This window comes from Paraburkholderia sp. BL6665CI2N2, assembly GCF_004366535.1.
In the GTDB taxonomy this organism is placed as follows: domain Bacteria; phylum Pseudomonadota; class Gammaproteobacteria; order Burkholderiales; family Burkholderiaceae; genus Paraburkholderia.
This window is the reverse complement of the sequence record NZ_SORC01000001.1, coordinates 6,620,826-6,635,264: the sequence shown is the minus strand read 5'-3', so window position 1 is coordinate 6,635,264 and position 14,439 is coordinate 6,620,826. Positions and strand designations below refer to the sequence as shown.

The 14,439-nt window shown below is 59.2% G+C and carries 7 protein-coding genes; all 7 read left to right on the top strand.

The window, feature by feature from the left end; translation table 11 throughout:
• The first annotated feature begins 535 nt into the window (after positions 1–535).
• The 7 genes from tssF (at position 536) to B0G81_RS29730 (ending at position 14,413) form a co-directional block, all read left to right on the top strand.
• Entirely contained in the window at positions 536–2,422 is a 1,887-nt protein-coding gene (gene tssF / locus B0G81_RS29760; RefSeq protein ID WP_134140356.1) for a type VI secretion system baseplate subunit TssF, read from the top strand.
• Between the two features lie 40 nt (positions 2,423–2,462).
• Positions 2,463–5,231: a type VI secretion system tip protein TssI/VgrG gene (tssI, locus tag B0G81_RS29755; protein ID WP_134140354.1), complete on the top strand. Its 2,769-nt coding sequence runs from the start codon at positions 2,463–2,465 to the stop codon at positions 5,229–5,231.
• Between the two features lie 48 nt (positions 5,232–5,279).
• A complete protein-coding gene (locus B0G81_RS29750; protein WP_134140352.1) occupies positions 5,280–7,205 on the top strand; it encodes a phospholipase D-like domain-containing protein in 1,926 nt (641 codons plus the stop codon).
• Between the two features lie 131 nt (positions 7,206–7,336).
• Complete coding sequence (locus B0G81_RS29745; protein WP_134143249.1) at positions 7,337–8,878, top strand: tetratricopeptide repeat protein; 1,542 nt, start codon at positions 7,337–7,339, stop codon at positions 8,876–8,878.
• A 101-nt stretch (positions 8,879–8,979) separates the two neighbouring features.
• Positions 8,980–10,974, top strand: coding sequence for a phospholipase D-like domain-containing protein (locus B0G81_RS29740; protein WP_134140350.1), 1,995 nt, complete (start codon positions 8,980–8,982; stop codon positions 10,972–10,974).
• Between the two features lie 11 nt (positions 10,975–10,985).
• Entirely contained in the window at positions 10,986–12,638 is a 1,653-nt protein-coding gene (locus B0G81_RS29735; protein WP_243856644.1) for a tetratricopeptide repeat protein, read from the top strand.
• A gap of 122 nt (positions 12,639–12,760) precedes the next feature.
• Positions 12,761–14,413: a DUF6396 domain-containing protein gene (locus B0G81_RS29730; protein ID WP_243856642.1), complete on the top strand. Its 1,653-nt coding sequence runs from the start codon at positions 12,761–12,763 to the stop codon at positions 14,411–14,413.
• Positions 14,414–14,439: the final 26 nt, after the last annotated feature.

Sequence of the window (14,439 nt, the reverse complement as noted above, 5' to 3'; positions counted from 1 at the left end):
AACCGTGGTGAGATTGTCCAGGCAGCGCCGGACACGCGGAAGGCACCCACCGAGGACGGGCTTGAGTGCGCCCATCGCGTACACCCGGTCAGGACGGCTGGCCTGCTCGCTGACGTGCGGTCCCCCAAGCGACCAAGCTTGAATCTTTTGCCTCGATCGGACTTTCGCCGTCCCGGTCGCGTGTCCTTATCTGGACACGCCGATTCGCCAACGCTGATGATAGAGCGCCCCAACATTTTCCGCCCTACCTAGAGTCATCCTCTGGGATAAGACCGCTTTCAGCCCGCCGCGAGCGGGCTTTTCTATTTGAAGTCGAAATTTAACGTTACCAGAAAAATCTCACAGAGCTTTCCGCGGCATCTGATAGCGCGTCACAACGAAATACGGTTTACTCATTCTTCTGCGGCAACACTTTCATGATGTTTTTCAGGATTCCATATGAATCGAAGAGATGAAAGCTGTCATGTTTTTCTCATGAATCGGGCAAATCGTCCGCTAAATATCATGTTCGATCGACCTTTCGAAAGCTGACCGGATGGACCCACGCCTGCTGGACTATTACAGCCATGAGTTGCTCTACATGCACGAACTCGCGCTGGAGTTTGCTGAACAGCATCCAAAGATTGCACGGCGCATGAACCTGCACGCAGGCGAAATCGGCGACCCCTACGTCGAATGCCTGCTTCAGTCCTCGGCCTTCGTCACCGCGCATATGCAGATGCGTCTGGACGATGCCTTTCCCGGGTTCATCCTGCCGCTGCTGCAAACCGTCTACGCGAACTACACCTGTCCGACGCCCTCGATGGCCGTCGCCCGCCTCTTCCCGCGCGCGCGAGGCAAGCACGCTGCAAACGGAACAGTCGTGCCGCGCGGCACGATCTTCACCTCGCGCGTTCCCGATGGCGAGCGCACAGCCTGTGAGTTCCGCAGCAGCCAGGATGTCGCGCTATACCCGCTGGAAATCGTGCAGGCGCGCTTGACCGGCATTCCACCCGACATCCCCGCACTGGACCGTTTTGTTCCAGCCGGTCGAACCGTGCAAGGCGCTTTGCGCCTGCGGCTGCGTACCACGAACGGCGCGCCCATCGCGAGTCTCGACGGGCTGGACCGGTTGCCCGTGTATCTCTGTGGCGACGAAGCGAACGCCTCGCATCTGTTCGAACTGGTTCACGCCGCCGTCGTGGCGAGCGTCACCGGCGTTCCGGGTCAGTTCGCAACAGGCTCGCTGCATGCCGTCACGCGCAAGGCAATCGTCCATGACGCGCTCGAACCACAACAGAGCCTGCTGCCCGCTGTGCCTGACAAGTTTCACGGTCACAACCTGCTGCAGGAGTATTTCGCCTGTCCGGCGCGCTTCTGGTTCTTCACACTGACCGGCCTCAGCAAGGGGCTCGCCAGCATCGACGGTAGCGAGGCTGAGATCGTGATCCTGCTGGAGCGGCCCGTGGACAAGCTAGCGGAAGCCGTCGACGCCGCGCATTTCGCGCTGTTCTGCACCCCTGTCATCAACCTGTTTCCCCGACGGACCGGACGGCTCGACCTGGCTCCCGCGGCGCAATCGCATGGGCTCGTGCCCGTGCCGTCCGCACCGCATGACTACGATGTGCACTCGATAGAGACGGCATGGGGACAGGTCTCCGAAGAATCGGAGACATTCCGTTTCGATCCGCTGCATATGCCAGTAGACCGGTACGCTGGTCGCAATTCGCGTTACTTCACGATCCGCCGCGAACTGAACCGGACTGAGATAGACGACCGTCACTACGGTACGCGCCGCTCCTTTACCGAGACACGCACATTCATTTCGCTGGTCGACCACGACGAGCAGCCGAATACGGAAGGCATCCGCTACCTCTCGTTGCAGGCGTGGCTGACCAACCGCGACCTGCCCTGCGTGCTGACGTGCGACGGCAGCAATGACCTGTTCCTGGACAGGTCGATTCCGGCTGATCGCATCGGCCTGGTGCGTGCGCCCACCGCGCCGCAGCCGCCACTGGCTTTCGGCGATCGGGCCTGGCAGCTGATGGCCCAGTTGAAGCTCGACTACCGGATGTTTGACGACAACTACGACGAAGCCCATCCGGGCGAAGGTGTGCGTCGTCGTCTGCGTCTGTTCGTGATGCCGGATGCGGCGATGCTGGGGCGGCAGATCGAGAGCCTCGTGCGTGCGCAGGCTACGCCCGTCAACAGAAGGTTGCCCGGTAACAGCCCGATTGGGTTCGGACGCGGCATCGAGTGCGAATTCACCTTTGACGAAAGCGGATTCGGCGGCGTGAGTCCCTACACGCTGGGCCTTGTGCTTGAACGTTACGTCGCGCGGCACGTATCGACGCACTCGTTTACAACGACCGTGCTGCGCTCCACGCAGCGCGGACCGATCGCACACTGGCCACCGCGCATGGGTACGCGCGGCACGGCCTGAACCGGGTCGGGTATTCAACGGAGTCAGGGAGAGCAGGCGAATGTCATGGATCAACTCGTGGCTCAAACAGCCGCGCACGCTGGAGATTACCGGCAAGGCATTGCCGCAATGGAGCGGCGAACCGCTGTTTGCCGTTTCGCGCCTGCGCGGCAAAGAAAAACTCGGACACCTGTATGACTATGAGGTCGAGCTCAGTACGGTCGACGACGCAACGCTGACGGCCAGCGAGGCGCAAGCGCTGGTCGATGTCGATGCACTGATCGGCAAGGAAGTGACGGTTCATATTGCCATTGAAGGAAACGGCACCTGGATGGCGGGAGCGACAGGTGCGACGGGGACGGCCAATATCGGCGCGGATATCCGCAAGCTCACGGGGCTGATCGTGGCGGCAAAGTGCATTGGCGCAGATGACCGGCGCGCGCATTACCGCCTCAGGATTCGTCCCTGGCTCTGGCTCGCCACATTGAACCGCGACAGCAGGCTCTGGCAGGAGCGCTCCGTCATTCAGATCACCGAAGACACCCTGCAGCGCTATCCATTTCCGTACGAACTGCGGCTGGCCGGTCCGGGCATGCAGCGCCGTCCCTATCCTAAGCGCGAGTACCAGCGGCAGTGGTGGGAGTCCGACTTCGCATTTCTGAATCGTCTGTGGCAAGAATGGGGTATCACATTCTTCTTCACCGGCAGCACGCTCGTGCTGTGCGACTCGCCCGGTGCGTACAAAAAGCATGGCCCGGCGTATCAGACGCTGCGCTATGTGGACTGCAACGGGCAGCGCATCGATGAAGAACATGTTCACGAATTCCACGTCGCACGGCAGATCACGACGGGCAAGGTCGCGCTGACCGACTACGACTATACGCAGTCGCTGGGCAATCTGGCCGTCAGCCAGGAGGACTACAGCAAACGCGCCTTCGACAACGCCGAGGAGTACGCGTGGGGTGACTATTCGCAGCCGTTCGAAGGGCCGATGGGCACGGCCGGGCTGCGCGGCGACCCGCAGTTCGAAGGCGAGCATCTGGCGCGCGTGAAGGTCGAAGCGCATCGCGCCAAGAGCCTGCGAGCGAACGGCAAAGGCAATCTGCGTGGGCTGATGGCGGGGCATACGTTCACGCTCGAAGGCTATCCGCTTAGACCGGGCGATGGCGAATACCTCGTCGTATCCACTGATATCGAGCTCGTCAACAACGACACGGTTACGCAGAGCGGCGGGATCGAGCTGCAATACAGTTGCACGACCAAATTTTCCGCAGTGCCCGCCAACACGTTTTATCGCACGCCGCAGAGGGCGAAGAGGCCGCGTGCCTATGCGGAAACGGCGCTCATCACCGGATACGGTGATGAGCCCGTCTATTGCGACGAATACGGACGCGTGAAGGCGCACTTCATCTGGGACCGTATTGGCGAGAAAGATGAAAACGCGAGCTGCTGGCTGCGCGTGGCATCGCCGTGGCACGGAGTCGAGCACGGCGCGATGTGGCTGCCGCGCGTCGGCCATCATGTGCTGGTGGGCTATTACGACAGTGATCCTGACCGGCCATACATCATCTCCGGACATACGACGGAGTTCCACCAGGCGCCGTGGCAACTGCCGAAGAACGATGCGCTGTCGGGCTGGCGGAGCCAGGATCTCAAGGGCCAGTCGGCCAACAGCGTGGTCACCGACGATACACCCGGGAAACTTCAGGTTCAGGTGGCGAGCGACCACGCGCAGTCGCGGCTGGTGCTGGGGTACAACACGCGCATCGACGGACACGCGGGACGGGACAGGGAACGCGGTGAAGGGTTCGAGTTGGGCACTGACGCACATGGCGTGCTGCGCGCCAATCAGGGCATGCTGATCACGACGGCGCCTCGCAGTGGTGCGTCTGCGCCCATGAAGGATATGACCGAGACGGCTGGTCAACTGGCAACCGCGCGTGACCAGCATGATGCCTTCGCCACGCTCGCGCGCGCGCAGCAGGCGCAGGAGCGCGGTGATCAGGACGCTGTGGCCAGCGCCCTGCGGACACAGCACGACGACATTCGCGGCAGCGGCAAGGCCAATCAGCAGAAGAGTCATTTCCCCGAACTGTCCAAGGCGCACCTCGTGCTCAACGGCGAAGCCGGGCTGGCCGGCAATACGCCGTGCTCGATGCATCTGGCCGCCGGCGAACATGTGGCGATGACTTCGGGCGGCCATACGGCACTGTCCGTGGGCCGGAGACTGCTGGTCAGCGTGGCGAACGGCATCCGCACCGTGGTGCAGGCATGCGGCTGGCGGCTGGTGGCGATGTCGGGCGACATCGATCTCAAGGCGCTGAAGGACAGTATCAACCTGCTCGCGAAACTCAACGTGACAGTGTCGGCTACCACGATTCGCATCAGCGCCGAGCAGGAAGTGGAAATTGGCGGTGGCGGAAGCTATACGCGCTGGACAGCGGGCCAGATCCGCAGCGGTACATCCGGTCAGTTTGAAGTCCATTCGGCGGGCCGGGTCTTTACCGGACCGGACAACGTCGGCAAACCGAAGCTGCCTGAATCGCAGGATATGCAGCAGGACCTGCACTTTGCGCTGCGCGCATTGCCGGATGAAGCGCACCACTACGCATACGAGCCATACGAGCTGTACAAGGGCGACGCAAAGATTGCGGAAGGCGCGACCGACGAGTCCGGCCGGGTGGTCGTGAAGAATCACCAGCCTGGTACATCGGCTTATCGCGTGAAGCTGAGCAATGGTGGGCAGTTCGAGCTGAAGGTCAAGGATGCGCTTCATGCCGATCCCGCGCATGCCGATCAGCGCTCGAACCGCGGCGAGCGCCTCGCGTAGGTCCGTCCCAGTCCAGCCAATCTGACTATCTGAACAAGGAATAACGACATGGCAGATCACCTCGATACGCAGAATGCGGCAACGGTGGCCATCGATGAGCAGGGACGAAAGGCCCAGAGTTCGGCACAGTTCTTCCTGGAGACGGACCCAAGGGTAAAGAAGTACTACGGCAACCAGTTGGACTTCAAGATTTGTGGCGAGGAAGGCTTCAGGTCTATCGCGAAAGATCTTAACGACGCGAAAGAATCGGCGGACATCATCTGCTGGGGTTTCGATCCTGGCATGGAACTGGAGCGCACGAGAAACGACAAGTGGCCACGCGGCCATACATATGGCTCTTTGCTCGAACAGCTTGCAGACCAGGGCGTCAAGGTGCGGCTGTTGATTTGGTTCAATTCAGTCGCATCGGCGGTGCAGAACAACATGCCTGGCTACACCGACACCGCTCAGATAGGTCCATTCACTTCGCCCTATCCGGAACAGTCGCGTCAAGACTACTGTCGAGGATGGTGGTTCCGAAATCTCGGCTATATGGCCAACGGACACCCCGGCAAAACGACGAACCTGCAGATCGTCTTGCGTGATGTCAGTCTCCTGGATGCCAATCACGGGTTGCAGGGCGAGAAGGATCAGCCGTCGGCGAGCGAGCTGGCACTGCTGGATGGATTCGGCACGCACCATCAAAAGCCCATCCTGATTGACTACGCTTACGACGGTGGGAGTAAGGCAGTCGGCTACGTCATGGGACTGAATTCCGTAACCGATTTCTGGGACCGCACTGCTCACGAAGTCGACGATCCGTTCCGAGAATCCTGGTCAAGCGGCAGCGTCCAGAAAGAGATCGGGCACGAAGCAGCGACTGAGAACAAGGCCAGCGCCGCGTCGTACAAACACGCCAAACCGTACCAGGACTATGCCTGTCGTCTGGTTGGTCCCGCGCTGGAGCGGCTGCACCAGAATTTTGTGGCGGCGTGGAACGAGGACGCGCCATCCGCATGGAAAATCGCAGAGCAGCCGTTGCCGCCGAAAATCTTCACTCTCCCAACAGACCCCAACCAGATCGTCCAGATAGTACGCACACAGGCGCATGAAAGAGAAAAGACAATCAAGGCGCTCTATATGCAGGCAACGACCTGGGCGCGTAACTATATTTATATCGAGAACCAATACTTCTTCTATCCAGAACTGGCACGCAACCTGAAGGACGCACGCCTCCAATACTGTCGATGGTGGTGCAGCAAGTACGGCAAGCCTCTCGCGGACATCCCAAAGCTGCATCTGTTCATCGTCATCCCGCACCCGGAGCAGGACGGCATGGTGCCACGTACTCACGACATGTTGAGCGAACTCGGACACAGTGACGCGATGGAGGCGCAGGGCGGTCTTGTCAAGAATGGCTCGCTCAGCCAGAACTATCCAGACGCGAAGACTGCGTCCTACGATGTCACGTTAGACGACGGAATGGGCGGAGCCGTGACGGTGCCCCAGCAGCATAAGGTTCTGGACCGGATCAGTGTTCAGCAACTGGAACGTACATACGGACTGGAGGTGAGCATTGCGCGGTTACGCACAAGCGGTCTCGACGCCGCGCGCAGGATGGCATACCGCGAAATTTACATCCACTCGAAGCTGATGCTGATTGACGACGTGTTTGTGACTGTCGGTAGTGCAAACATCAACCAGCGCAGTATGGCCGTAGACAGCGAGATCAACATTGCCGCGTCTGGCCAGGAGATGGTAGGCAAACTGCGGCAGAAGATTTTTGAACTGCACTCCGACAAGAGTATTCACGGCACAGGTGATCCGGAAAGGGTTCCCGCTGTTTTCCAGGACTGGAATAGACGAATGCAGGATAACGGCGAGCTGAGAATGAGGCATCAAGCCATGCAGGGCTTTCTGCTGAAATTCGAAGACCACCGCTCAACCGCCACCATGGTTGCCTCCACTACTGTTCCTGCCGACGTCACGGTCTGAGCGGCGCGCATATGAAGCGTATTGCCAGACGCCTGAAGCTATTCCTGATTGCTCTCGTCGCCCCTTGTCTGTTTGCCGCTTCCGTATGGGGCGGCCTTATGACGCCAGTAACCAACCGATTCGTTGCGAATATGTCCGATCTGCCGCGCTACACCAAACTGCCGCTGTTTAACCCGCACAGAAAGACCTTCGCATGCGTCTATCAGGACCAGCACCTGCCTTCCGTCGACCCCCAGGCCGAATTGTGGTTCCAGCAGGCACTGGCGCTCGATAACCCGGACATCTGGTTCGAGGATATCGACTGGACGAGGGTCTATCAGCTTTACACAAATGCTGCAGAGCGAAACAACTGGAAGGCCATGCTTAATCTCGCCTCGTTGATTCTGAGTGACTACGCGGTGCCGGTTCACGATCCGGAACTAGCCATACGCTGGGTGGAGAAAGCGATGCAACTCGGCGTGCCGGATGCATGGGACCGCATGGGAACCTATCATCAGAATGGGCTGATTCGGGGTGGAGATGCCACCACTGCTTACGCTTTCTTCCAGCGCGCCGCGGACATGGGCAATCCGTCGGCGCTGACTTATCTCGGATACAAAATGGCGGGTACATATGATGATCCAGATGGCGAATTCTGGGGTAATTCGGACGTCGGAACACGCATGCTTGAGTGCGCCTTGACACAAGGATACGGGAATGCAGCCGAAAAGCTTGGCTTTATCTATTCGCGGCCGGAAACCTACGAAGCGAAGCTTCGTGCACTCAAAGTTCTCCACGAAGGAGTCAAGCTAGGTAGTGCGAACTGCGCAAAGGCGCTTGATTCAGAGTTCCGAGGATTCAATCTATCGACAGGGCGAAATCTCTCCGGAAAGGTGGATATACAGCGCGCGGAGCGTTATGCAGTTTTTGGGAATGCGCTTGAACACTATGACGGCCGCCTCAAGCTGCCCAATTTGGACAAGGTATTGCCACTGCCGCCCGCACCGCTGCCGAAGTGGGACGGCAACAAGCAGACGCTGATTGATGCCGCCAAGGCCGTCGCACCGCCTGCAAAGCCCACATCCGCATCACATACAGCGCTGCAGGGCCGCGAGCAGATGCCGGACGGTCATAGCGTAATGCCGCTTGCCGAAAGCCCCTACATGGTTCACGGCGACCAGCGGGTACCCGAAACCGGCTACTGGCTGGCGCTGTTCGGTACCCCGAGAACGCCCAGGGCGCAGTTCACACCGGCCCGTAGCGGACGGCCGGAACACTATCAGGCCGGCGAGCGGTTCGAACCCGCGACGATGACCAGCCTGTCGCAAGAGACGATGCAATGGCATTACCTGGGCGAAGCCCATCGGCTTCCACCATCTCGCGAAATGATCCTCGCGCACATGGTCAGTGGTGGCTGGCTGCGGGAAATATCCGCCAGTACGCCAATACGTCAATGCGCCGGACACCAGCGATGCCCGCAGCAGGGCATCTGGGAAGGCCGCGTTGCCGGTGCACATCCTCAGGCGTTTCTCTATAACACGTGGACCCAGCAGGCGTTTGTTGATCAAGGACAGCCTTTCCCTGATCCACGCGAGCGGACTCTGGAAATTGATCGTCATGATGTCACGTGGACCTACCTCGGTAGTCCGAACGTTGACGGCGCGGTGCCGGGCGTGACGAATATCGCACTGTGATCGAATGGCTGGACAAGAGGGCCACGCATTCGAACCGGTGCGAACGCGTGGCCTGATGATCCGCTCAGGCTACGGTACGACTGATCGATAAGGATAACCGCATGACTAACCACCTCAAGACGCAGAACCCCATCGATGTGGCGATCGATGAAGCGGGTCGCAAGGCAAACGGATCGGTGCAATGGCTTCTCGAGAACCGCAAGGAGATGCCCATCACTTACGGAAACAGGCTGCATTTCATGGTCTGCGGCGAGGAAGGTTTTGCGGAGATTGCGAAGGACATCTGGGATGCAAGATCCACCGTCGATATTGTCTGCTGGGGTTTCGATCCGGGCATGGAGTTGACGCGTGGCCCAATGTGCCGGAGATTCGACCCAGACCTTGGCAATGAAATAGAAAAAGGTAATGGCTGGCCACGGGGCGTGAGGTATGGTCGCCTGCTGGAGGCCGTCACGACACGAAAGGACAATCCGGTAACGGTGCGACTATTGATCTGGTACGACGCGCGAGGCTCGGCCAGGCAGAACAACATGCCGGGTTACAGCGACGTGAACCAAAGTTGGAGTGCCGTTGCGAATCACGTCCGGCAATCGCCGCCGTATGCCAACCCCGGACGCCACAAGTACTGCGCTGATTGGTGGGCGCGCCACCTGCCCGGTGGCCGAAGCGGTGCAGGCTCGAATCCGCGCCTTCAGGTTGTTCTGCGCGGCATCGCTGCCGGCGATGTCAAGGCGATGCTGGCAACGGCGCCGAAAGAGGAAGATCAGCCTGCCTACGAATCGGGCAACCCGATCGATGAAACCGGCCTGCTCGAAAATTATCCTACCCACCACCAGAAACCGGTCCTGATCGACTATGCACATGACGGTGGCAGCAAGGCGGTGGGTTACGTCATGGGACTAAATTCCGTGACGGATTTCTGGGACCGGACAGCACACGAGATCGACGATCCGCTGCGAGAAACGTGGTCAGCCGGTAACGTCGATGTAGAACTCACCCATGAGCGAACTACGCAGGATCCGAAAGGACCACTCAGAAAGACAGCCTACGGGCACACCAAGCCATATCAGGATTACGCCTGTCGCGTCGTCGGACCAGCGCTGAAACGACTGCACGAGAATTTCGAGCGGGGCTGGAACCTGTTCGCTCCCGCCGCGTTGCAAACGAGAGAACTGACGGAATTGCCGCCCAAGGTTCCTGTCTTGCCAAAGAATCCCGCACATGGGGTGCAGATCGTACGCACTCAGCCGCACGAACTGGACAAGAGCATCAAGGAGCTCTACTTCCAGGCAACCAGCTTTGCCCGCAACTATATCTACATCGAGAACCAGTATTTTTTCTATCCGGAGTTTGCCCGTCACCTGAAAAGAGAACGCGGAAAGTTCTGCGATGCCTGGGCGAGACTGCCGGACAAACCCATGACGGATGTGCCGGTGCTGCATCTGTTTATCGTGATTCCACACCCCGAAGACGACGGTATGGTGCCGCGTACATTCGACATGCTGACCGAACTGGGTGCAAGCACGTCAATGCCCGAACAGGCAACACACGTCGACAAGGGCAAGCTCGACCAGGATTACAAGGATGCGCACAAGGGCAAGAAAGGCAACAAGGTGCTGGACCGTCCGAGCCTTAAGCAGTTGCAGGACACGCTGGGTCTGAAAGTGAGCGTCGCCCGGCTGCGCACTAGTGGGGTGATCGGTAACCAGATGGCTTATCGCGAGATCTATATCCACTCGAAGCTGATGCTCATCGACGATGTGTTCGTGACGCTCGGCAGCGCGAATCTGAACCAGCGCAGCATGTCGGTGGACAGTGAGATCAACATAGCGGCGACCGGGCAGGTCTGGGCCGCGGATCTGCGCGGACGGGTTTTTGAACTGCATTCAGGCGGACGGACAAACGGATCTGGAGATCGACGTGAGATGCCGAAGGTCTTTGACAAATGGGAAAAGTTAATGAAAGACAATGCGCAGACAAGGAAGAACAATCAAAGCATGCAGGGCTTCTTGTTGGAGTTTGAGGATCATCGCGCTACCTCAACGATGCATGCGTCAGTGACGGTTCCGTCATCTGACAGCACTGCGCTAGCTTGAACGAGACATCTATGAGGTTCACAACCATCCTCTGCCGCATTGTTTTCATCGCCCTGTTTCTATTCACCACCGGTGCTCAGGCCGGACCATTGACATCCTTGACCAGCAAGCTGACTACCGCCATGTCCGACCTGCCGCGTTACGAAAAACTGCCACTGTTTAATCCGCATCGCAAGCTGTTCACCTGCCTTCATCAGGGCCAGCACGTGCCGCCTGTTGATCCGCAGGCGGAACTGTGGTTCCAGCAGGCACTCGTGCTGGACAACCCAGACATCTATTACAAGGATCGCGACTATCCGAAGATTTACCAGCTCTACCAGCAGGCCGCGCAACGCAATCACTGGAAGTCCATGCTCAATCTCGCCTCGCTGATCCTGTCGGATTACGCGGTACCGGAACACGATCCGGAGGTTGCGATCCGCTGGGTTGAGAAGGCGATGCAACTCGGCGTGCCGGATGCCTACGACATGATGGGTACATACCATCAGAACGGTATGATCAGGGGCGGTGATGCAACCAGCGCCTATGCGTTTTTCCAGCGCGCGGCGGACATGGGCAGCCCGTCTGCAATGACGTTTCTGGGGGACAAACTGGGGGGAACCTATGATGACCCCGACGGGGACTTCTGGGGAAACAGGTCAATTGCAATTGAGATGCTGAAGTGTGCGATGGCGCAGGGTTACGGGGATGCAGCCTATGAACTTGGGTACTTGCAGCTAAGTGGCTACACGCCGGAAGCAAAAGCGCTGGCGTTGAAGACATTTCACGAAGGAGTGAAATTGGGGAGCGCCAAAAGCGCCAAAAATTTGTCCGTCGAATTCGACGGGTTTAATTTGTCGAACGAAAAGAGCCTCGTTGGACACGTTGATCAGGCTCGTTCGCAACGATATCGTGTACTCGGAGATGCACTTGAGCATTATGGAACCCGCCTCAGACTGCCGAATTTGGACAAGGTGCTGCCGCTCCCTCCCGCACCACTGCCTAAGTGGGACGGTAACAAGCAGACGCTGATCGATGCGGCCAAGGCTGTCATTCCGTCTGCAAAGCTCAGAACAACGTCAAACGCAATGTTGCAGGGACGCGAACATATCCCGGATGGCTACGGTGTCCCGTCGCTCGCCGAGAGTCCTTATGCAGTCAGGGAAGGCCGGGGCGTCCCCGAAACCGGCTACTGGCTGGCGCTGTTCGATGCCCCAGGAACGCCCAGGGCGCAGCTCACATCGGCCCGTAGCGGACGGCCGGAACACTACCAGGCCGGCGAGCGGTTCGAACCCGCGACGATGACCAGCCTGTCGCACGAGACGATGCAATGGCATTACCTGGGCGAAGCCCGTCAGCTTCCACCATCACGCGAAATGATCCTCGCGCACATGGTCAGTGCTGGCTGGCTGCGGGAAATATCCGCCAGTACCGCCATACGTCAATGCGCCGGACACCAGCGATGCCCGCAGGAGGGCATCTGGGAAGGCCGCGTTGCCGGTGCGCATCCCCAGGCGTTTCTCTATAACACGTGGACCCAGCAGGCGTTTGTTGATCAAGGACAGCCTTTCCCCGATCCGCGCGACAGGTCTCTCCACGTCGATCGCCATGATGTGCTGTGGACCTACCTCGGTAGTCCGAACGTTGACGGCGCGGTCCCCGGCGTGACGAATATCGCACTGTGATCGAATGGCTGGACAAGAGAAGAAAGCAATGGCGAGGCGATCGCGCGCAAGGGTGACCTGGCGGCGTGTCCGGAGTATGGCGTCAAACCGAGGCTGCCTGAGCTAGCTTGAACGAGACATCTATGAAGTGCACAACCATCCTTTGCCGCATTGTCTTCGTCGTCCTGTTCCTGACCACCTCTTCTGTGCAGGCCGGGAGACTGACTTCCTTGACCAGCAAGCTGACTACCGCCATGTCCGACCTGCCGCGTTACGAAAAGCTGCCACTGTTTAATCCACATCGCAAGCTGTTCACCTGCCTTCATCAGGACCAGCACGTGCCGCCTGTTGATCCGCAGGCGGAACTTTGGTTCCAGCAGGCACTCGTGCTGGACAACCCAGACATCTATTACAAGGATCGCGACTATCCGAAGATTTACCAGCTCTACCAGCAGGCCGCGCAACGCAATCACTGGAAGTCCATGCTCAATCTCGCCTCGCTGATCCTGTCGGATTACGCGGTACCGGAACACGATCCGGAGGTTGCGATCCGCTGGGTTGAGAAGGCGATGCAACTCGGCGTGCCGGATGCCTACGACATGATGGGTACATACCATCAGAACGGTATGATCAGGGGCGGTGATGCAACCAGCGCCTATGCGTTTTTCCAGCGCGCGGCGGACATGGGCAGCCCGTCTGCAATGACCTTCCTCGGCTACAAAATAGCTGGTACTTACGACGATCCGGAGGGCGAATTCTGGGGCAACCTGCCTATCGGTAGGCGAATGCTGGAATGTGCGTTGGCGCAAGGGTATGGGGATGCGGCGGACAAGTTGGGTCTCATCTACGCACGTCCGAACACTTCCGAAGCTAAACTCCGTGCACTTAGGGTTTTACACGAAGGTGTCAAGCTTGGCAGTGCCGAGTGTGCGAACTCCCTATTTAGCGAGTTCGACGGGTTGGGACTGGCAAGTGGCACCAACTTGATCGGCCGCATCGACAAAGCCCGCGCCGAGCGCTATAGCCAGATCGGCAATGCGCTGGAACATTACCAAGGCCGCCTCAAGTTACCTAACCTTGACAAGGTATTGCCACTGCCGCCCGCACCGCTGCCGAAGTGGGACGGCAACAAGCAGACGCTGATCGATGCGGCCAAGACCGTCATTCCGCCCGCAAAGCCCAAATCCGCATCACATGCAGCGCTGCAGGGCCGCGAACAGATGCCGGAGGGGCATAGCGTAATGCCGCTTGCCGAAAGCGCCTACTCGGTTCACGGCGGCCAGCGGGTACCCGAAACCGGCTACTGGCTGGCGCTATTCGATGCCCCAGGAACGCCCAGGGCGCAGCTCACACCGGCCCGTAGCGGACGGCCGGAACACTATCAGGCCGGCGAGCGGTTCGAACCCGCGACGATGACCAGCCTGTCGCACGAGACGATGCAATGGCATTACCTGGGCGAAGCCCATCGGCTTCCACCATCTCGCGAAATGATCCTCGCGCACATGGTCAGTGCTGGCTGGCTGCGGGAAATATCCGCCAGTACGCCAATACGTCAATGCGTCGGACACCAGCGATGCCCGCAGCAGGGCATCTGGGAAGGCCGCGTTGCCGGTGCCCATCCGCAGGCGTTTCTCTATAACACGTGGAACCAGCAGGCGTTTGTCCAGCCCGGCCAGAATTTCCCCGATCCGCGCGACAGGTCTCTCCACGTCGATCGCCATGATGTGCTGTGGACCTACCTCGGTAGTCCGAACGTTGACGGCGCGGTCCCCGGCGTGACGAATATCGCACTGTGATCGAATGGCTGGACAAGAGAAGAAAG